This is a genomic window from Gillisia sp. CAL575, from assembly GCF_000403785.1.
Lineage (GTDB): Bacteria > Bacteroidota > Bacteroidia > Flavobacteriales > Flavobacteriaceae > Gillisia.
The window spans coordinates 32,462-52,931 of record NZ_APHJ01000035.1 but is presented as its reverse complement, the minus strand read 5'-3'; the positions used below and the strand labels follow the sequence as shown (position 1 = coordinate 52,931).

At 33.1% G+C, this 20,470-nt stretch carries 16 protein-coding genes; 7 read left to right on the top strand and 9 right to left on the bottom strand.

Annotation, left to right across the window (positions count from 1 at the left end; all coding sequences use genetic code 11):
- Positions 1 to 33: 33 nt before the first annotated feature.
- The 4 genes from I130_RS12020 to I130_RS12005 all read right to left on the bottom strand — a co-directional run bounded on the left by I130_RS12020 (position 34) and on the right by I130_RS12005 (position 5,237).
- A complete protein-coding gene (locus I130_RS12020; protein WP_034923389.1) occupies positions 34 to 1,500 on the bottom strand; it encodes a potassium/proton antiporter in 1,467 nt (488 codons plus the stop codon).
- Positions 1,501 to 1,805: 305 nt separating this feature from the next.
- Entirely contained in the window at positions 1,806 to 2,216 is a 411-nt protein-coding gene (locus tag I130_RS12015; protein ID WP_034923386.1) for a BLUF domain-containing protein, read from the bottom strand.
- A gap of 163 nt (positions 2,217 to 2,379) precedes the next feature.
- On the bottom strand, positions 2,380 to 4,419 hold the full coding sequence (locus I130_RS12010) for an ATP-binding protein (protein WP_051119705.1): 2,040 nt from the start codon (positions 4,417 to 4,419) through the stop codon (positions 2,380 to 2,382).
- Positions 4,416 to 5,237 (bottom strand): alpha/beta fold hydrolase, encoded by an 822-nt coding sequence (locus tag I130_RS12005; RefSeq protein WP_034923383.1) that lies wholly within the window; start codon positions 5,235 to 5,237, stop codon positions 4,416 to 4,418. Before I130_RS12005 ends, I130_RS12010 begins: the two co-directional genes overlap by 4 nt.
- Before the next feature lie 442 nt (positions 5,238 to 5,679).
- Between I130_RS12005 and I130_RS12000 the strand changes: the two genes are divergently transcribed.
- Positions 5,680 to 7,080: an alanine/glycine:cation symporter family protein gene (locus tag I130_RS12000; protein ID WP_034923380.1), complete on the top strand. Its 1,401-nt coding sequence runs from the start codon at positions 5,680 to 5,682 to the stop codon at positions 7,078 to 7,080.
- Between the two features lie 535 nt (positions 7,081 to 7,615).
- Here I130_RS12000 and I130_RS11995 read toward each other — a convergent pair.
- Complete coding sequence (locus I130_RS11995) at positions 7,616 to 10,006, bottom strand: S9 family peptidase (RefSeq protein ID WP_034923377.1); 2,391 nt, start codon at positions 10,004 to 10,006, stop codon at positions 7,616 to 7,618.
- A 178-nt stretch (positions 10,007 to 10,184) separates the two neighbouring features.
- Here I130_RS11995 and I130_RS11990 point away from each other — a divergent pair, with 178 nt between their 5' ends.
- Positions 10,185 to 10,700: an adenine phosphoribosyltransferase gene (locus tag I130_RS11990; RefSeq protein WP_034923372.1), complete on the top strand. Its 516-nt coding sequence runs from the start codon at positions 10,185 to 10,187 to the stop codon at positions 10,698 to 10,700.
- A gap of 103 nt (positions 10,701 to 10,803) precedes the next feature.
- Here the strand turns inward: I130_RS11990 and I130_RS11985 are convergent, their stop codons facing one another.
- From I130_RS11985 to I130_RS11970, 4 genes are all read right to left on the bottom strand, one after another.
- Positions 10,804 to 10,956 carry a hypothetical protein gene (locus tag I130_RS11985; RefSeq protein WP_034923370.1) on the bottom strand — a complete coding sequence of 51 codons (153 nt, stop codon included), beginning with the start codon at positions 10,954 to 10,956 and terminating at the stop codon, positions 10,804 to 10,806.
- 161 nt (positions 10,957 to 11,117) lie between these two features.
- A complete protein-coding gene (locus I130_RS11980; RefSeq protein WP_034923369.1) occupies positions 11,118 to 11,666 on the bottom strand; it encodes a YfiT family bacillithiol transferase in 549 nt (182 codons plus the stop codon).
- Between the two features lie 14 nt (positions 11,667 to 11,680).
- Positions 11,681 to 13,678: a M56 family metallopeptidase gene (locus tag I130_RS11975; RefSeq protein ID WP_034923367.1), complete on the bottom strand. Its 1,998-nt coding sequence runs from the start codon at positions 13,676 to 13,678 to the stop codon at positions 11,681 to 11,683.
- Positions 13,678 to 14,040, bottom strand: coding sequence for a BlaI/MecI/CopY family transcriptional regulator (locus tag I130_RS11970; protein ID WP_034923365.1), 363 nt, complete (start codon positions 14,038 to 14,040; stop codon positions 13,678 to 13,680). The genes I130_RS11975 and I130_RS11970 overlap by 1 nt, the downstream gene beginning before the upstream one ends.
- Before the next feature lie 138 nt (positions 14,041 to 14,178).
- Between I130_RS11970 and I130_RS11965 the strand changes: the two genes are divergently transcribed.
- The 5 genes from I130_RS11965 (at position 14,179) to I130_RS11945 (ending at position 20,429) form a co-directional block, all read left to right on the top strand.
- Positions 14,179 to 15,123 carry a calcium/sodium antiporter gene (locus I130_RS11965; RefSeq protein ID WP_034923363.1) on the top strand — a complete coding sequence of 315 codons (945 nt, stop codon included), beginning with the start codon at positions 14,179 to 14,181 and terminating at the stop codon, positions 15,121 to 15,123.
- A gap of 111 nt (positions 15,124 to 15,234) precedes the next feature.
- Entirely contained in the window at positions 15,235 to 17,421 is a 2,187-nt protein-coding gene (locus I130_RS11960) for a glutamine synthetase III (RefSeq protein ID WP_034923361.1), read from the top strand.
- Between the two features lie 153 nt (positions 17,422 to 17,574).
- Entirely contained in the window at positions 17,575 to 18,753 is a 1,179-nt protein-coding gene (locus tag I130_RS11955; RefSeq protein WP_034923360.1) for an AIR synthase related protein, read from the top strand.
- Positions 18,754 to 18,862: 109 nt separating this feature from the next.
- The gene (locus I130_RS11950; protein WP_157480578.1) at positions 18,863 to 19,570 is read left to right on the top strand and encodes a hypothetical protein; all 708 of its coding nucleotides are present in this window, start codon (positions 18,863 to 18,865) and stop codon (positions 19,568 to 19,570) included.
- Positions 19,571 to 19,724: 154 nt separating this feature from the next.
- Positions 19,725 to 20,429 (top strand): hypothetical protein, encoded by a 705-nt coding sequence (locus I130_RS11945; protein WP_034923356.1) that lies wholly within the window; start codon positions 19,725 to 19,727, stop codon positions 20,427 to 20,429.
- Positions 20,430 to 20,470: the final 41 nt, after the last annotated feature.

Here is a 20,470-nt window from a genome sequence, read left to right as displayed (position 1 = left end):
AAAAATTGTAGATAGATTTAAAGTTGATCTCTATTAGGATTTTGTTTTAAGCGTTTTATATACTTCATCAAAAATTTCAGGTCTGTCTGCAAGCACAATTAAGCTGTCTTGTGATTCGATTTTTGTAAGTCCGTTTGGAATTATATAGCTTTCATCTCTTTTAATCATTGCTATAATTGCATTCTTGGGGAAACCCAACTCCACAATTTTCTTGTCTACTGCAAAGCAGTCAGAAGTAATTAAGAGTTCTTTCATCTCTGCTTTAGGGTTTTCTGCCAAAAGTAAATCTGTTGCTGTTAATTCCTTTGCTTTCTCGGGTAATCCTACATTTAACCATTTGGCTACAACGGCAAGTGTAGTTCCTTGAATTAGTATAGAGGTAACAGATATAAAGAATACGATGTTGAAAATCATATTCGCTTTATCAATTCCTGCTAAAAGCGGATAGGTTGCAAATACGATAGGAACTGCGCCACGCAAGCCAACCCACGAAATATAGAATCTTCTTCTCATTTTCATTTTGAAAAATATAAGACTAAGAAATACTCCGATAGGTCTTGCAACCATTATTAAGAATACTGAAATAAGTACTCCAATTCCTAAATATGGAACAATTTGAGAAGGAAAAACGAGTAATCCTAAAGTAAGGAATAATACAATTTGCATTAACCAAGCTAAACCATCAAACATTTTTAAAATGGTTTTTTTGTGTATCAAGTTCTGATTTCCTAAGTAAACTGCACAAATATAAATTGCAAGAAACCCATTACCACCAACAAAGTCGGTGGCAGAAAATGTAGTAAACATCAAGGCAATTACTAGAACGGGATAAAGCCCTTCAAAATCTAGTTTTATTTTATTTATTATGTACTTACTAATCACTCCAAAACCGAAACCTGCGACTCCACCCAAAATCATTTGCTGAAGAAATAACGGAATTATAGAGACAAAACTTTGATCTTGATGTATTACTAAAGTTAAAAATGCAATAGTTAGTACATAAGCCATCGGATCATTACTTCCGCTTTCTAGCTCTAAAGTTGGTCTCAAATTAGTTTTTAAAGCAAGACTTTTGGACCGAAGAATTGAAAATACTGCTGCAGCATCTGTAGAAGATACTATAGAGCCCAAAAGCAGACTTTCATAAATTGTAAAGTCCGTTACATACCATACAAATGTTCCAAGAGAGATTGCGGTAAATAATACCCCTAAAGTAGATAATGCGATTCCTTCCCAAAGAATGGGTTTAACAGAAGACCAATTGGTGTCTAGTCCACCTGAAAATAGGATGAAGTTAAGGGAAACAATTCCAATAAATTGAGCGAGTTTTGGATCGTCAAAACGGATACCTCCAATACCATCAGAGCCTGCCAACATTCCAATTGCTAAGAAGAGTAATAAGGTTGGGACACCAAATTTATAAGAAGTCTTACCAGCAAAAATACTGATAAGAAGTAATAAAGAGCCAACCAATAAAATATTTTCAATCGTTAAATTCATCCTTGTTGCTCTTCTTTATTAAGTTGCAAAGATATTTTTTCTGGTTAATAAAATTCAAAAGTTTACTATAATTAGAAAATTTTATCTGGTTTTAATCTAGTTTTCCAAATGCTAAATCATATCTCGGCAATAAATAGTTTGAGAGAAAGACTTTGAGATAAAGAATAAGTAGGTTCAATTAAATATATAGCAGTTGTGTGCACAGATGCTTCTACTTTAAAATCACCATTTAAGATCTAGTAAATGCTGCGGGTTTAATATTTGAAATATTCGGAAGAAATTATTATTGAAAAAATGAAGGAAAACTAATCTTCCATAGAAAATAAAAATGGACCGAGAAGGCGTTTCAATTTTTCGTGTGTGGAGTTATATTTATTGTTCTCTAAATAGGAAATGATCTTTTTCAGGTCTGCAGAATTCTTAACCGTGTTGAATTTACTACTATATTCATTAAAGACTGAACTCGGATATTGCTTTTCTATAACAACAAAAATATTGCTGTGTCTTGGATCTAATTTTATTCGATTATAAAATAGGTCATTAATAGTTTCCTTATTACCCTCCAAAATTTGAAAGAAATTCCCTGAACTATAAAGCAAAATACCTTTAATTCCTCTGGAATTATTAAATGCAGTTACTTTATCAAAAAGTTCATTAATATCTTTTTCAACTAAATATTCACTCGCATTACTTATATAACAAATAGTATTAGACATTAATTGTTTGATTGATAGGTTATAGCTATAGTAAATATAGTAGTTTTCTTTTATTCATATAATTGGATTAAAATTTGCTTTAATACCGAGATTAATAATGTATTTGCGTTTTTTTTTCTTGATTTCTTGAGGAAAGCTAAATTTTGACAAGGAAAACGTAATATTAATCTGTAAGAGCTAGGATCTCTTCAGCTTTTATTTCTTGTAAACCTTTAATGATTTTATGAAATTCTCTGGAGCAAGCTTTAGATTTCTTCTGAAGAACTTCTGTTGATGCAACATTTTTCTCAATCAAGGTTTTAACTTCTTCCATAAGTATACTAAGCTTATCTGCCTGAATATAGAAAACAGACATAGTGCTTTTGTGGATAAGATTCCCAAGCATTTCCGCACTCTTAGCATCTACAGCTTCCAAGAATTCTTGCTCATAGATAATAAGTGCATCTAAGGTGCTTTTGATAAATTTATCTATATAAATAGGATTATTATTAGCCATTTTCACAAACTTTGACACATCAAAAGTTGTGTTCTTTAGTTGTTGAGTTTCTGAAGGCTTATTTTTGATTTCAATCTCTTCAATTTCCTCTCTTGTCTCCTCTTCGACCTCTATAAAATTCTCCTTACCTATATTATTAGGATTATGTAAATAATACACTAGCGTTTCTAGTAATTTTTCCGGTTGAAAGGGTTTCGGAACGTGATCTTGGAATCCTGCCTTTTGTAGTTTATAGTTTATCTCTCCTCTTTCTGAAGCAGATAAGGCTATTAGAATTGGTTGCTTGGAAATATTTAAAGCACGAATTTCCTTAGCAGTTTTATATCCATTTAATTTAGGCATGTGTAAATCCAGCAAAATAAGGTCGTAGTGCTTATTTTTCAGCATATTTAATGCTTCTCTACCACTTTTAGCCGATTCATTTTCTAAATTCCAATTATTTAGAAACTGAGAAGTAATATAGATATTAGCTGGATTATCGTCTACAACCAAAACTCGAGACGATTTTAATATTTCTTTATCCTCGTTGCTAATTATTTTTTCCTTTGCAGACGAAAAATTATTATTAACCTTGTACCAAATCTCAAAACTAAATTCGGCACCTTGTCCTTCTATACTTTGCACTTTCATTTCTGAATGGTGCAAATGAAGCAGTTTTTGACTTATAGTAAGACCAAGTCCTGTGCCACCATATTCCAGATTAACATCATAACTCGCCTGAGAAAATTCCTGAAAAATAGCTTCTAACTTATCTTGCGGAATCCCAATTCCCGTATCACATACTCTAAATGATAGAAGTGAATTATTTTTTTCTGTTTCTAGTTGTTCAATAATAATAGATACAGATCCTGTTTTGGTGAACTTTATGGCATTCCCAATAAGGTTGGTGAGTATTTGGGATAACTTTATTGGATCTCCTGTTAGCTCTTGTGGGACATTCTCGTCCATTTCTACCAACAATTCAATATTCTTTTCTGCAGCCTTCACTCTAAAAGTTTGCTGCAGCATTTTCACCATATTATTAATATTGAAATCTCGCATTTCTAGTTTTACCTTTTGAGCTTCAATTTTACTTAGATCAAGCAAATTATTTACCAGTCCTAGAAGGTTTTCGGAAGAAAGCAGTAAGATTTTTGCATATTCTTTTTGATCCTCGTTAAGGTGAGTTTTACTTAATAAGTTGCCAATACCTAAAATGGCATGTAGTGGAGTTCTTATTTCATGACTTATGGTAGATAAAAATTCTGCCTTAGCATGAGAATCTTCTTCTGCTTTCTTTTTGGCAGCAATTAATTCTTTCTCGTATTTCTTACGATCTGTAATATCAAATATAGTTGCTCTGTAGGTTATTGGGTTTAAACCTTTGGCCGGAATTTCAATTACATTAATAAGACCGGGAAAAGAACTGCGGTCTTTTCTTACAATATCAAAATTGATTTCCTGAATAAAGCCTTGCATTCTAATCAAGGGAAAGAAATGAGTTTCAAAGAAAATCTGTCCGCCAATTTTAAAAAGGTCGGGGAATTTTTTTAGATAGATCACCTCCTCTTTAGTGAAGTTTAGCCAAGAAAGTAAGGTTGTATTTAAATTATAGATAGTTCCATCCGTTAGAAACGAAACATAACCGCAAGGAGCATTTTCATATAATTCCTCTGCAGTTTCAGTAATTCTCCCTTTAGGGTTTTTATCCTTATTTGTTATACTCATGAAGTTGTGCTTGCAAGATATTTCTTTATTGCAAAAGTAGTTTCTTCCGGCGCACTAAGATTGGGGCAATGTCCGGTTGCATTTAGGATCTGAAATTCAGAATTCTGAAGATTATCGTGTACATATTGGCCAACTTCTACAGGAGCTATAATATCTTGGGAACACTGTAATACCAAAGTTGGTACTGTTACAGATTTTAAGTCCTTACGATTGTCTGATAGAAAAGTAACTCTGGCAAAATGTTTTGCGATCTCTGGATTGGTTCGGCAAAAACTATTTGATAATTCTTCACCTAATTCTGGCTTATCTGGATTCCCCATTATTACAGGAGCTATATTAGCAGCCCAGCCTAAATAATTGCTATCTAAAGCCTCCATTAGATCGTCTATATCTTCTTTATTAAAACCACCAACATAACCTTCATCATTAATATATCTGGCAGACGGGCCTATCATTATTAAATTAGCAAATCTTGAAGGCTCTAGATTTGCAGCAAGGGCAGCTATCATAGAACTTACAGAATGACTTATAAGAATCACATCTTTTAAGTCCAGCTCTTCGCAGATTTCCAAAATGTCTTCTGCATAGCCTAAAAGATTGTCATATTTTTCTTTAGAATAGGAATTATGATCGGAATGACCAGCACCCACATGATCGAAAAGTATAACTTTATAGTTTTCTTCAAATTCCGGATATACATAACGCCACATATTTTGGTCGCAGCCATATCCATGAGCAAATAGTATGGGTTGAGTTCCATTACCAACAACCTTGACATTATTCCTTTGTACCGCTGAAATCTTTTGAGTGGAGCTCATTTTATAAAAATTTTAGATAAATTTATGTAAAGTCTAAGTAGGTTGTTAAAAACAAGGTTAAAATTTCACAATTCTTTATGAGGCATAAATATAATAATTTAATGTAATTATCAGGTTTACATCGGTTTAAATTGATAACTAAAATATAATTTCAAATTCTTTAATGATGTCTATTTATTGATTAAACCTAAATAATTCTTAACATTTCTTAAAATTTAATCTGCCCATAGGTGTTTACTTACTGCAATCAATTTCACGTATTAAATATGGGAAGTTTTGCAATGTTCATTTTTGTATAAGTTAAATTGAAATCAGATTCAGGCTTATTAATATTTATATAGAATGATTCCGATAAAATAATCTGTTAAAATGGATTATCTTTTTACCTTCATCCAAATTATATTATTTTTCCACTCTTTTAAGCTAAGCACTTTATTTTCTTATGACTCAAATAGATCAATTTATTGCCGATTTTGCCTCTTTTGTATGGGGACTTCCTCTTTTAATTTTACTGATTGGTGGTGGTTTTTATCTGCTGGTTATCTCAAAATTTCTCCCTTTTAGATATTTAGGTCATGCCTTACAAGTATTAAGAGGGAAATATGATAATCCAGACGATCCTGGAGAAATAAGTCACTTTCAGGCATTATCTACAGCATTATCTGCAACTGTTGGAATGGGTAATATTGCTGGAGTTGCTGTGGCAATTGCTATTGGTGGACCAGGAGCTATTTTCTGGATGTGGGTAAGCGCTATTATTGGGATGGCAACTAAATTTTTCACTAATAGTTTAGCGGTTATGTATCGTGGGAAAGATACAGATGGTAATATCCAGGGAGGGCCTATGTATTTTATAATGGAAGGATTAGGTAAGAAATGGAAAGCTTTGGCGGTGATGTTTAGTGTTGCTGGATTGGTAGGAGCACTTCCTGTTTTTAATGTGAATCAGTTAACACAGGCTATTAATTTCATTCTTCTAGAACCAAATGGAGTAGAAGTAGGTCTTAGTTCTAATTTGATAATTGGATTTATTTTAGTAGCTATAACCTCTGTGGTGATCTTTGGAGGTCTTTCCAGAATTAGTAAAACGGTTTCTAAATTAGTGCCTTTGATGGTGGTAATGTATTTTATATCTGTACTTATAATCTTATTTGTGAATTCAGATCAAGTACCTTATTATTTTGGCTTGATATTTACTGATGCTTTTGCTGCAGATAATTTTACTGGTGATTCATTTTTAGGAGGTGTTTTAGGCGGACTAATAATTTTAGGTATTCGGCGTGGAGCTTTTTCTAATGAGGCGGGTATTGGAACAGCACCAATGGCACATGGAGCAGCTAAGACAAACGAACCAATTAGAGAAGGTCTCGTTGCTATGTTAGGACCAGCTATAGATACTTTGGTGGTTTGCACACTTACTGCCTTAGCGATTTTAGTAACTGGGGTTTGGCAAACTTCAGAACAGAACGGGGTGAGTCTAACCGCAGCTGCTTTTAATGATGCTATGCCTTTCTACGGAAATTATATCTTGTTAATCTGTATCGCATTTTTCAGTATTTCATCTTTATTCTCTTATTCTTACTACGGAACAAAATGTCTTTCATTTTTGATAGGAGCAGATAAGAAACATTACTACAATTACTTTTATATTTTAAGTATTCTGATGGGTGCAACTACTACTTTGAGTATGATGATTAATTTAATTGACGGATTCTTTGCTTTGATGGCAATTCCAACAATGATCTCTACATTGATCCTTGCTCCAAAAGTTTTAAAAGCAGCAAAAGACTATTTTAGAAGAATGGAGCTTAATAAGAAGGAATCTTTGGAAACTTCAAAATAAGATGTTTTACTATTCTCAGAGGTTTTTCGCTATTCTAAGCCAAACCTTATTAGTGTTATCAGGAATTTAAAGTTAAGATGTTGTCACACTGAGCGTGTCGAAGTATCCAATATATTTGGCAAGAGTCTTCCACAGGCTCAGGCTGACAGAGCGATTTTTTTGTAATTCCGAAGAAAAGAGGATTTCTAAATTAGAAGATTAATCAGTTCATTGAGATCCTTCGCTATTGCTCAGGATGACAAATATGGGTTTTTGATTCTATGAGAGTCTTCGAGAGGCTCAGACTGACATAATTAAAATAATATCCAGATAGGTCTCGGAACAAGTTGAGAGCTTATTAAAAAGCTTTTATAATCCTAAACATTTGAAGAATCGTCATCCTGAATTTATTTCAGGATCTAAAAGTTATATAGAAGCTGAAACAAGTTCAGCTTTACGCTAACCATTCATTATCTCAATTTACGGAATTTTAAAAAATGAAAATCACCTCGCCCCAATTGCAACCGAGTGGAGGCGAGAGCTTATTATAATGCTTTTACTTCGCTAACAAGGTGTTATTAAAGAGCTTTAAAATTCTTTTATACTCATCGGTCCAGCTACTTGGCTCTACAAAACCGTGGCTTTCTACAGGGTAAAGAGCCATTTCCCAATTGTCTTTTTTCAACTCTATTAATCGCTGAGCAAGTCTAACTACATCTTGGAAATGAACATTAGTATCTACCATCCCATGTGCGATCAATAAATTACCTTTTAAACCTTCAGCAAAATAAATAGGAGAAGAACGTCTATAAGCTATTGGATCCTCTACCGGAGTGTTTAAAATATTGGAAGTATAACCATCATTATAGTGTGCCCAATCTGTTACAGATCTTAATGCTGCTCCAGATTTAAAAGTGTCACTTTCATTGAACATTGCCATTAATGTGATGAATCCACCATAACTCCCTCCGTAGATTCCTATCTTCTCCTTATCAATCCCGTGTTCTTCAATTAAAAACTTAGCTCCATCTACATTATCAGATAAGTCTTTTCCTCCCATGTGCCTATAGATCCCGGTTCTCCAATCTCTTCCATACCCAGCACTTCCTCGATAATCCATATCCAAAACGGTGTATCCTAGATCTGTCAACAAGTTATGGAACATATATTCTCTAAAATAAGAAGACCACCAATTATGGGCATTCTGTAGATATCCTGCTCCATGAACAAAGATCACAGCAGCCCCATTTTTCACATCATCTTTTGGTTTATACAATCTGGCAGGAACCATTGCCCCATCTGTAGCTTTAACCTTTATTCTATTTGGCGCTCTCCAATTGTAAGCTCTAAAAGCTTCAGATTGACCTTTAGTTAATTGAATCGCTTTAGTATTGGTTCCCGTTTTTTTGAGGTATAATTCCCAAGGCTGATTGCTAAAAGAGTACAAAATTGCCATCTGCTTTTCATCTGGAGAAAGAGTTACCTGATTATTTCCGCTCATCGAAGTCAATTGAGTCATTTTTCCACCCATTACTGGCATTTTATAAAAATGACGTTCTCCTGCATCAATTTCAGAAGTAGTTAAAAACCAGCTTTTTTCATCTTTAGATAACTGCGGATCGAAGACTTCATATTCTCCAGAAGTCAATACTGTTTTCTTTCCGTTTTCTGTATTCAGTAAATATAAATGGGAATAGCCCGTTTCTTCAGATTGGAAGTAGATGTGTTTATTGTCTGGCAGCCAACCAAGTGTTCCTCCGCCATAAGAATAACCGATTCCAGGACCGTTTATCCAAGCTTCATCACGTTGTCTGTCCAGGTTTTTTAAAGTTCCATTTTCTAGATCTAAAAGGGTGATCCATCGATCTTTATTATCTTGCGAACGTACATTCACTAGAGCTTTTTCACCATTAGCAGAAAAAGAAGCTCCCCACGCGATTACGTCCCTAGGTTCTTTTTTCCATTCTTTATCTGGATAATCACTCACATAGTCGGGAAGGTCTGAGATTCCTGGGAGATCATCAGATTTTGCTAAATACACTGTGTCCTTTGCAAAATTATAAATTGCTAGTTCCACCTTAGTAATATCATCTCCTACTTTGGATCTTGCGTTAAGGTCTACAGTATAACCCGAAGCGTCAACATAATTTGGAACTATCGTGTTCTTGTTCTCTGCTCTGGTAATAAGATTGAAAGTAGCATATTTTGCATTTGGTGAAAGTTGTAGATTGGTAACAGATCTTTTACCCGTATAGAAAATAAAAGCTTCTTTTTTAATTTTACTTTGGTAAGCCTTACTAGAATCTTCTTTCTGTTTTCTTTCTAACACCACGCTTAGTAGATCTAAATTGTCATCTTCTAACCATTCTTCTTTTTTAGATAATTCTTTATTGTCTTTCGTTTTATCATCGCCTTTCTTAATTGAAGTCAGTTTTTTCAGGCTTCCTTTTTTTAGATCGTAGAGGTATATATTATCTTCCAATTCTAAAGCAATCAAATCTTCGTTCTGTTGGAATTTCGGATTCGAAATTGGTTCTCCTAAGGATATTAATGTTTTTGTAGACTTCTCTTTAGCTGAAAACAGCATGAGATCTCCATCTTTTACAAAGATCTTTTTGGAGTGATCTTTATTATAATCTCCGCGAGAAGAAATTTTACTTAATTGTTCGTGAAGAGAAACATTTGAAATTGTTCTTTGCTGAGAAAGTTGAATCTTATAAATAGAATCTGAAGGATCTTTTGCAAGATTGTAATCAAAATAAATCGTCTTGCTATCCTCGCTCCAATTAATATTAGAAGGGAAGGTACCCATCCATGATGGATCTTGCATTATTTTTTCTACGGAAAGTTCGCTGGTCTGGGCAATTCCCTGAAAAGATATTAGAGATACTAAGAAGATTAAAAGTAAGGAGTTGATCTTAATGGTTTTAAATGGAAGGATTATCATATAGAATTGGATAAAAGCTACTTGCTGAAAAAGCGAATAATAATAATAAAAATTAGTCAGCAATATAATTAAAATTTCAGAGAGCCTTCGCCTTTATAATTTTAAGCTATTTGAATTTGTTCGAAACGAATTAGTTGAAATATTATGAGTATTTTTAACTGTTTATAATAATTTCCTAATGATAGATCTGAACAAATATATTCGTGAGATTCCTAATTTTCCTAAGGAAGGAATACAATACAAGGATATAACTCCGCTTCTGCAAAGTCCAGAAGCAATAAAAGAATCTGTCGCTCAATTTTTAGCGCTTATCGGTGATGAGAAAATAGATAAGGTAGTAGGTATAGAATCTCGCGGATTTTTATTTGGGATGCTCTTAGCAGAAAAACTGAATGCAGGTTTTGTGCCTATTAGAAAACCTGGGAAATTGCCTGCCGAAACCTATTCGGAGGTATATGAATTAGAATACGGAAAAGATACCTTAGAAATTCATTGTGATGCAATCCAAAAAGGAGAACGTATCATTCTGCATGACGATGTTTTAGCTACGGGTGGTACCGCAAGAGCTGCATGTGATTTGGTTAAAAAAATGGGAGCCGAGATTGTACAGTGTAATTTCTTAATTGAACTGTCATTTCTAAATGGTAGACAAAAACTAAATTCTTACGCTGTAAAATCCTTGCTTAAGTATTAAGATGATAGGGATTCCAGGGCAATTATCTTTGCTGGTTTTTTAAAATATAATCTACTGGAACCTTTATGTAATAAATTCCTAGTAGATTCTCGCGTTGCTGAAGTTAATTCAATGCTTTTTTAGTTACCCAAAGTTTCCACCCAATTATTGCCAATTGTATCTTACTTGCTTTTTGAAGATCTAATCGTTTTTTGGAATAGCTAGGCAGCACCTTTTGGTTAATCTTAGACAATGTTTTAAAAAAGTGATTCTTCATAGAATTCGAGTTGGTTTTCCTCAAAGATATTTATTATCAGGGAATTAGGCTTAATAAATCTATAAACCTTAAGATTTGTATGCTCAATCTAAATCTTGTTAGTGATCCTTTCATATTTTATAAGAAATCTCAATAGTAGTTTAAAATATGAATCAATTTATTTAGTCTACTTTATTGTTCTCCAAGGCTTGCTTAATATGCGCAAGATGATGATTGCAATGCCAAGAATAAATTGCAATGCTATCTGCAAGATTCAGAGGCTGTTCTTTATCAGGATGAATGTACTTTTTATTAAGATCTGATGCATTCAAGGATTTTAATAGCACAGTCCATCTTGCATGCAAACCTTCAATAAGCTTTAAGGAAGTTGAAATATCTGCTTCAGCCGCATCTGGTAATTCTGCCCACTTACTTTCATTATAAGGTTTAATGCTAGGAAGTTCTTCAGTAAGGCACAATTTAAATCTTATAAAGCTATTCATGTGGCTATCTGCACAGTGATGCACTACTTGCTTAATGGTCCATCCTTCCGGCCTGTATCTATAATTTAGTTCACTTGCAGAAAGATAAGGCACCAATTTATTCAGCCTATTGGGAAATTGTTCAATATCTGTAATATAATCCTTTATTGAACTTTCTGAAATTGTTTCTGGTTTAATGAATTTTCCGATTGGAAATTTTAATTTTTCTAGATCTGATTCTGACTGCATTTTCTGAAAATTAATTAGTTGGAATAGATGATAAGTCCACCATTTACTTTTTCACCCACATAAATATCGGATATTCCATCTGATTCTGAGTAATTTCCTGAAACCATTTTACTAGAATTATTTCTAAATTTCACAGAAATATTACTGATAAGCCCCTTCTTGTTTCTTACTAAATCATCTAAAGAAAGTTTAAATTTTGTTGATCCAGCCACAGTTCTTTTAAGATCTTCTAATTCAGCATCAGTTGAGGTGGCTTTAATGCGGAAAAGTTTATTGTTCTTGGTATTAATTTTAACCACTCCGTCTTTTCCCTTAGCACCATAGTTTTTGATTGCAGATTCATTTTTAAGCACAAATACATTTTCGATATTATCAGGATTTATATTTGATACCTTACCGTTATCTTCTTGTACCTCTCCATTTACTATGTAAAGAGGCTTGTTGTTTTTATGACCAGAATTCAGTTTTACGTTTTTTGAATCATGAGAATTGATAAGTAAACTGTCCTTTTTAATTATTATATTTTTATTATGAACGCTATCCATATCAGAACTTGTCCAGGTGATTCTGTTACCATTTTTTGTTTTCACATTCCTAATTTGTCCTATACCGCTAATAGAATCTACATCAGTTGCATAATATTGAACTTTATTTCCAACAAAAAATGACTGTTTTGGATTAAGTTGGCTTGGCTTCGTGATAATTATTCGCTCCATAGTTACATCTCCTAGGCTGTGTTTGTAGGTTTTAGTTTCATGAGTTTTACCAGAGTGGAAAACAACATTACTAGAATCAGCTACAATTACTAAATCTTTAATATCATTCGTAGTTTTGGCAGATTGAAATTCTATTTTGAAATCTTCAGATAAAGTGATTTCAATATCATCAATCGGCATATCTCCATTTTTATTAAAGTTTCCAGAATCACCAGTCTTGGCTATTTCGTATTTGATATTGATTCGGGTTAGCAATCCATCTTTTGAAAATTTCAGCCTGTTAAATTGAAGTGCTACTCCATGCTCTTTAAATTTTCTGCTAGAATCATCCAATTCTGCTTTAGTGGAATTTTTAGTAATATTTACAGAAGCCAGTTCGTCTGGATAAAACTGAACATCATTTAATACAACTTTAGTTTTCGCTTTTACCTGTGCCTCTGTTTTTACATTAAATGTTAGCATGAAAGCTAATAGCAATGGGAAAATTAAGCTCATCTTAGAGATATTGCTGCGGCTAGAGGTTTTCTTATTTAACATAAGTATTCGTTTTTTGATGAATGATTGATAAAAATGATTTACTAATACGTTTTGATATTGATTTGTGCTAACCCTTACTAACGCATGTTGATATTGTTGTAGACATCCTGACGCCTTAGCTGTTTCATGATCGGCAATGTATTCCAGATTTTGCTCTACAGATTTTTTATAATACCAACTTATGGGGTTAAACCAAAGTACTGCAGTTATAAAATTGGATAAGATCATATCTACAGAGTGGAATTGCCTGGCATGAATCTTTTCATGAGTTAGCATCAGTTGTAACTCATCTTTATTTATATCCTTCTGATTTATAAAAATATAACTGAAGAATGAAAAAGGGCCAGAAGTATCTTGAGTTTCAATAATTTTAAACTTTCCTTCTTTTTTGATTTTACTTAAGTGGACCAATTTTAAGATCTGGAAAATTCTGAAGCAAAATCTAAGTAAAAAGAAGCCTGTTGTTATTAAATAGATTATACCAGTGATCATCCACCAATCAAATTCTTGAGTTGTAGTTTCTGAGATCACTGTAAAATTTGAGGTTTCTGACGAATTGTAAAATACTTCTGGAGCATTAATTAATATTTTTTTGGTAAAGTATACTGATGGTAAAACCATAGAAGTAACAATCCCTGCTAGTAAAAATTTCCTATTTGCTGTAAAAGATGTGTCATTTTTAAGTAGGAGCATGTAGAGAATAAAAAAGCTGCTTAGTAAGCCAGCACTTTTTAATATATAAACAATTAAAGTTTCCATTACTTCTCCTTTTTTTCAATAATAGCCAAGATTTCACGTAATTCTTCCGCAGAAATTTTTTCTTCCTTTGCGAAAAATGAAACCATACTCTTATAAGAATTGTCAAAGAATTTTTTAGTAGCTGTATTCATAAATTGTTTCCTGTAGGTTTCTTTGGAAACTGCTGGATAATATTGATGTGTCTTTCCGAACGCCTTATGAGCAACATATCCCTTCTCTTCCAAATTCCGAATAATAGTGGAGACAGTGTTATAATGAAGGTTTTCCTCTGTAAGTTCTGCTTTAACTTCTTTAACAAAAGCTTTTTCAAGCGTCCAAAGAATATGCATGATCGCTTCTTCTTTATTGGTTAATTTCTCCATAATCCTGTTTTTTTAATATCAAATATAAGTCTGATTCAAATATAACGATAAAAATAGTTGTAAACCTATTTTTGTAGTTTGAAAAATGAATTGGTCTTCACTCATAACTTTCTTTATCTTCGCATTAAAATGAAATAGATGAGTATAGTTTACATTTTAATTGGGTTTGTTTTATTGGTAGTAGGAGGGGAGTTCTTAGTGAGATCTTCTGTGGCTTTATCTTTTAAATTCAATATATCTAAAATGATAATTGGACTAACTGTAGTTTCTTTTGCTACTTCCGCTCCAGAATTACTGGTAAGTTTACAAGCAGCTCTAGGAGGGTTTTCAGATATTTCATTAGGTAATGTAATTGGGTCTAATATTGCCAATATTGGTTTAGTATTAGGTATAACTGCTATTATTTCACCTTTAATTATAGACAAGGATTTCTACAAGTTCAATTGGCCAATAATGATGTTCTTTTCCTTTGCACTATATTTCTTCTTGTATACAGGAAGTAATATCTCTAGAATAGAAGGGGCGGCGTTATTGATTGGGATAATAATTTATGTACTATTCTTAATACAGCGAGCTAGAAAAAACAGAATAGAGGTAGAAGGGGTAGACGAGTCTTTGGAGGCTGTTTCGGGTTTTAAAATTATTATTTGGTTATTAATTGGTGGAGTTGCACTTTATGGTGGTTCAGAGCTGTTAGTAAGCGGTGCCGTAGATCTTGCTGAAATGATTGGAGTAAGTGAAAGGGTGATCTCTGTAAGTATTATTGCCGTAGGAACCAGCGTTCCAGAGTTGGCAGCATCGGTTATTGCTGCACTAAAGCAAGAAAAAGCTATTTCGCTTGGGAATTTAATAGGTTCCAATATATTTAATATTGCTTCGGTCCTTGGGATTACGGCGCTTATTCAACCTATTTATTTAAAATCTGAAGAATTACTTACTAACGACATCTTTTGGATGTTGGGTTTTTCTTTCGTTCTAATTCCTCTAGCTTTTCTTCCAAAGAGATATAGTATTTCTAGATATAAAGGGATTATTCTCTTTGTAGCCTACGTTATTTTTATTGGCTTAGCTTTTCTAAAATAGCGGTTGAAATCCTAAAAAAAGTTAAATAAATATTTTTACCCCTAAAATTTAGGGGGTGTAATCTTAAAAAGTATATTTTTGTTGTAATAAATTAAAATTAAACGACACCACATGGCAATTTTAAGATTTCAGGCATTAAAAGAAACATTAGGCAGAAAGCCAGTAAAGATTGAAGAGACAGATCGTAGATCTGAGCTTTTTGGAAGAAATGTATTTAACGAAACGGTGATGAGACAATTCCTTACTAAGGAAGCTTATCAAAGTGTAAGAGATGCCACTCTCAAAGGAACAAAAATTAGCAGAGGTGTAGCAGATCATATTTCTACCGGGATGAAAGAATGGGCTATTTCTAAAGGAGTTACTCACTATACTCACTGGTTTCAGCCTTTAACAGGTGCTACGGCAGAGAAGCACGATGCCTTCTTTGAAACTATTGGTGACGGTTTAGCTATTGAAAAATTTGGAGGGACTCAATTAGTTCAACAGGAACCAGATGCTTCTAGTTTCCCGCATGGTGGAATTAGAAATACTTTTGAAGCCAGAGGTTATACTGCTTGGGATCCAACTTCTCCAGCATTTATATATGGAACAACTTTGTGTATTCCAACAGTTTATGTTTCTTATACAGGAGAAGCACTAGATTATAAAACACCACTTTTAAGAGCCTTACAAGCGGTAGATTCGGCTTCAACAGCAGTTTGTAAATATTTTGACAAGAATGTGACTAAAGTTATTGCTACTCTTGGATGGGAGCAGGAATATTTCTTAATAGATTCAGCATTATACGCATCTAGACCAGATTTACAACTTTCAGGAAGAACCCTATTAGGGCACTCCCCAGCAAAAGGACAACAATTAGATGATCATTATTTTGGATCTATTCCTAGTAGAGCTTTAGCTTATATGAGAGATTTGGAAATTGAATGTATGTTATTGGGTATCCCGGTAAAAACAAGACATAATGAAGTTGCTCCAAATCAGTTTGAATTAGCTCCTATCTTCGAAGAAGCAAATCTTGCCGTAGATCATAATTCATTACTAATGGATGTAATGGATAAAGTTGGAGAAAGACATAATTTTAAAGTTCTTTTCCACGAAAAACCATTTGCAGGAATCAACGGTAGTGGAAAGCATAACAATTGGTCTTTAAGTACCGATACTGGAACTAACTTATTAAGTCCAGGTAGTACACCAATGAAAAACCTTCAGTTTTTAGCATTTTTTATTAATACTATCAAAGCAGTTCATGATCATGAAGAATTATTGAGAGCTACTATTGCCAGTGCCTCTAACGATCATAGATTAGGAGCTAACGAAGCGCCACCAGCAATTATTTCAGCATTTATTGGAAGTCAGTTAACAGAAGTTTTAAATGAACTAGAAAAAGTAACTGATGGGAAACTATCTCCGCAGGAAAAAACAGACCTCAAGTTAAATGTTGTTGGTAAGATTCCAGAGATTTTACTTGATAATACAGACAGAAACAGAACGTCTCCATTCGCCTTTACAGGAAATAAGTTTGAGTTTAGAGCAGTGGGTTCTACGGCAAACTGTGCAAATGCAATGACTGTTTTAAACACGATAGTTGCAAAGCAGCTTAAAGATTTCAAGAAAAGTGTAGATGTCTTGATCAAAGATAAGGGAATGAAGAAAGATGATGCTATCTTCAATATCTTGAGAGACTACATTAAAAAATCTAAGAAAATTAGATTTGAAGGAGATGGATATGCAGATGCATGGCAGGATGAAGCTAAAAAACGTGGCTTAAGTAATAATAAAACAACTCCTCAAGCTTTAAAAGCTAAGGTTTCAAAACAAACCATCGACTTATACAAGGAGATGAAAGTGATGAATAAGAGAGAAGTTGAAGCTCGTCACGAAATTGAATTGGAAGATTACTCAATGAGAATTCAGATAGAAGGAAGAATTTTGGGTGATATTGCGAGAAACCATGTTATCCCAACTTCTATTCGTTATCAAAATGTTTTAATAGAAAACGTTCGTGGGTTAAAAGAAATTTTCGAGGAAGATTATAAAAAGCATTCCAAAGAACAAGTTGGAATTATTGAAGCGATCTCAGGACATATTGAACATATTAATGCTGATGTAAATAAAATGACAGATGCTCGTAAAAAAGCAAATGTAATTGAAGATGCAGAGAAAAGAGCATTTGCTTATTGTGATAATGTGAAACCATTTTTCGAAGAGATAAGATATCACTGTGATAAGTTAGAGTTATTGGTAGACGATGAGATCTGGCCATTAACAAAATATAGAGAGTTGTTGTTTACTCGATAGTATCAAACAATTTAGGATTGAAGCCGCCTCTCTAAGAATGTTATTAATTCTTAGAGAGGCGGTTTTGTTTTGTAGCGAGATTTAAAAATATATAATCTTCCTTATAAAAAATGAAAAGAATGTATCTTTGCAATCTCATAAAAAAGGAGCTTCATGAGTCAAGAAATAAGTAAAAGATACGCTGGGAGAGGTGTTTCTGCAGGAAAAGAAGATGTTCACAATGCAATTAAAAATGTAGATAAGGGATTATTTCCGCAGGCGTTCTGTAAGATTGTTCCAGATTATCTTACTGGTGATGATGATTACTGCCTTATTATGCATGCAGATGGCGCAGGTACAAAATCCTCTTTGGCTTATATGTATTGGAAAGAAACCGGAGATCTTTCTGTATGGAAAGGGATCGCTCAAGATGCACTAATTATGAACATTGATGACCTTCTTTGCGTGGGAGCAGTAGATAACATTATGCTATCTTCTACTATTGGAAGAAATAAAAATCTTATTTCTGGAGAAGTTATTTCAGCAATAATAAATGGAACCGAAGAATTGCTTCAAGACCTGAAAGGTTTTGGGGTTGAAATTCATTCTACTGGTGGGGAAACTGCAGATGTTGGTGATCTTGTAAGAACCATAATTGTAGATTCTACAGTGACGGCGAGAATGAAAAAAAGTGATGTAATAGATAATGCAAATATAAAACCAGGCGATGTTATTGTTGGATTGGCATCTTTTGGTCAGGCTTCTTATGAGAATGAATATAATGGAGGTATGGGTAGTAACGGACTTACATCTGCCAGACATGATGTATTCTCTAAGACCTTAGTTGAAAAGTATCCAGAGAGTTTTGATAATAGTATCCCTGAAGATCTAATTTATTCGGGCACTAAGCAACTAACTGAAGCAGTGGAAAATGCTCCTTTAAATGCGGGTAAATTAGTCTTGTCTCCAACAAGAACATATGCTCCTATTATCAAGGAAATTCTATCTCAGTTTACAAATTCTGATATTCATGGGATGGTTCACTGTAGTGGTGGAGCACAAACGAAAATACTTCACTTCGTTAAAGATCTCCATATTATTAAAGATAATTTATTCGAAGCACCACCTTTGTTCAAATTAATTCAGAAAGAAAGTAAAACCGATTGGAAAGAAATGTACCAAGTGTTTAATATGGGGCATAGAATGGAACTTTATGTAAATGAAGAGATTGCTGAAAAAATCATTTCTATTTCAAAATCTTTTAACGTAGAAGCAAAAATTATTGGAAGAGTTGAAGCTTCTAATGGTAAATCTCTTACAATAACTAGTGAGTACGGGAAATTCGATTATTAACATTTAATCGTATGCTAACATAAGCACTCTGTTATTTGATTTATATTCAGTAAAATCAATTTCTTTAAGTGGAGCTATTATGTTCACTTAGATCTTTTTTCTAAGCTATATGAAACCATTTAAGTATTTTATACCTGTTTTCACTTTAGTTTTTATAGCTATCAACCTAATGGTTGTGATTAATTTGGATGAAACGGTTGGCCGATGGGTGAGATTTGCAACTATTTTTTCTTTTTTCCTACTTTTTATTTCTCCATGGTATTTTAATAAGCGAGGACTTTTAGTTTTTACGCTCTTATTAATTTCGGATGGGTTGCTCTTAAAATATGAGCATCCAGTTTTCAATGCCCTTATTTTTATAGTTCGGACTGGAATATTTCTATCATTATTGGGATTGGTTTTTAATAGACTAAGACAATTACAGACCAATTTATTTCAGAAGATTGTTTTTACAATCGCAATTGGAATGAATATCTTTTTACTTTTTGTTTTAGTAGATTTAATACCTCCTGATCAGTCTTATTCTTTCTCAGACCTCCTATTTTATATATATGGATTTTCAGTTATTATATGTGTATCTGGGGCGGTTTCATTTAGTAACAGATATGCAAATAGACGCTCCATTTTCTTTTTAGGTTCCGTTTTAGGTTTAGCGTTTTCAGACCTCACTTATTTCATTGCATTTAATCTAGGATTTTTTGAATTCTACCTAGTAGATATAGTTTTTAATATTCTGGGAGTAGCGTTTTTGCTTAAGTTTATGTTTCTAGAAAGAACAGAAAATATGGACGCAAGGAGCCACCTGAATGATAAATAAAAAATATTATCCCGTAGATTAAACAATATCCTTGTGTAAAGATAACACTAGAAATTTATTTTTGAATTTCTATATTAATTCATAGATTTATGAACTTATCTGTTATTTTAATTTTAATTTCGCATCATACTTGCCGCCTTTGTATTTCAATTGAATGAAAAATTTTAAAACTTTACTAGTTGTAATTGGTGCTATTTTATTAGTTACCAACTTTTACGTGATCTATGAGTTAGAATTGTTAGAAAGTAGGTGGCTACGTATTATTGGAACTTCAGTTTTATTTTTTATTTTTTTGATTAAAGCAAACCGGCAAGAACCATTTTTAATAATAGGATTTTTACTGCTTTTAGTGTCAGACTTTTTGCTGCTCAAATATGAAATACCTTGGGTTAAAAAGTTGACTTTTGTCTTAGTGATAGCAGCTTATTTATCTTTGATAAAGCATATTAGACCCTATGTTAGGGATTTAGAAGCTAACTTATTTCAGAAAGGATTATTTGTAGGAGTGTTAGGGATGAATATTGTAATGCTCTATCTATTAATAGGTATGGCTGATTCTAAATGGGATGATTCCTGGCATACCTTTTTGTTTTATCTATATGGAATGGCTATGATTTTGATGGTAATCCTTGGATTCTCATATTCCAACAGATATAGTAATAAGTCTTCTTTCTATTTTTTATTGGCAGTGCTTGGTTTTGTAGTAGCCGATATCTCTGGGTTTTTGGCATATTATTTAAACGTTGAAGAATTTTACTATCCAGACAGAATATTTTATATTATAGGCTTATTATGTTTGGTTAAATTTTCCCGAATGGATAAGAATAAAGAAATGATGCAATCTTACGGATTTCTTTAAAGAAGTATAAATCCATTAGAAGACTTAATATATCCCTCTAT

Bases quoted from the DNA above. Each gene is read 5' to 3' on its own strand.
- I130_RS12020 (WP_034923389.1), bottom strand. From the start codon at position 1,500: ATGAATTTAACGATTGAAAATATTTTATTGGTTGGCTCTTTATTACTT.
- I130_RS12015 (WP_034923386.1), bottom strand. From the start codon at position 2,216: ATGTCTAATACTATTTGTTATATAAGTAATGCGAGTGAATATTTAGTT.
- I130_RS12010 (WP_051119705.1), bottom strand. From the start codon at position 4,419: ATGAGTATAACAAATAAGGATAAAAACCCTAAAGGGAGAATTACTGAA.
- I130_RS12005 (WP_034923383.1), bottom strand. From the start codon at position 5,237: ATGAGCTCCACTCAAAAGATTTCAGCGGTACAAAGGAATAATGTCAAG.
- I130_RS12000 (WP_034923380.1), top strand. From the start codon at position 5,680: ATGACTCAAATAGATCAATTTATTGCCGATTTTGCCTCTTTTGTATGG.
- I130_RS11995 (WP_034923377.1), bottom strand. From the start codon at position 10,006: ATGATAATCCTTCCATTTAAAACCATTAAGATCAACTCCTTACTTTTA.
- I130_RS11990 (WP_034923372.1), top strand. From the start codon at position 10,185: ATGATAGATCTGAACAAATATATTCGTGAGATTCCTAATTTTCCTAAG.
- I130_RS11985 (WP_034923370.1), bottom strand. From the start codon at position 10,956: ATGAAGAATCACTTTTTTAAAACATTGTCTAAGATTAACCAAAAGGTG.
- I130_RS11980 (WP_034923369.1), bottom strand. From the start codon at position 11,666: ATGCAGTCAGAATCAGATCTAGAAAAATTAAAATTTCCAATCGGAAAA.
- I130_RS11975 (WP_034923367.1), bottom strand. From the start codon at position 13,678: ATGGAAACTTTAATTGTTTATATATTAAAAAGTGCTGGCTTACTAAGC.
- I130_RS11970 (WP_034923365.1), bottom strand. From the start codon at position 14,040: ATGGAGAAATTAACCAATAAAGAAGAAGCGATCATGCATATTCTTTGG.
- I130_RS11965 (WP_034923363.1), top strand. From the start codon at position 14,179: ATGAGTATAGTTTACATTTTAATTGGGTTTGTTTTATTGGTAGTAGGA.
- I130_RS11960 (WP_034923361.1), top strand. From the start codon at position 15,235: ATGGCAATTTTAAGATTTCAGGCATTAAAAGAAACATTAGGCAGAAAG.
- I130_RS11955 (WP_034923360.1), top strand. From the start codon at position 17,575: ATGAGTCAAGAAATAAGTAAAAGATACGCTGGGAGAGGTGTTTCTGCA.
- I130_RS11950 (WP_157480578.1), top strand. From the start codon at position 18,863: ATGAAACCATTTAAGTATTTTATACCTGTTTTCACTTTAGTTTTTATA.
- I130_RS11945 (WP_034923356.1), top strand. From the start codon at position 19,725: ATGAAAAATTTTAAAACTTTACTAGTTGTAATTGGTGCTATTTTATTA.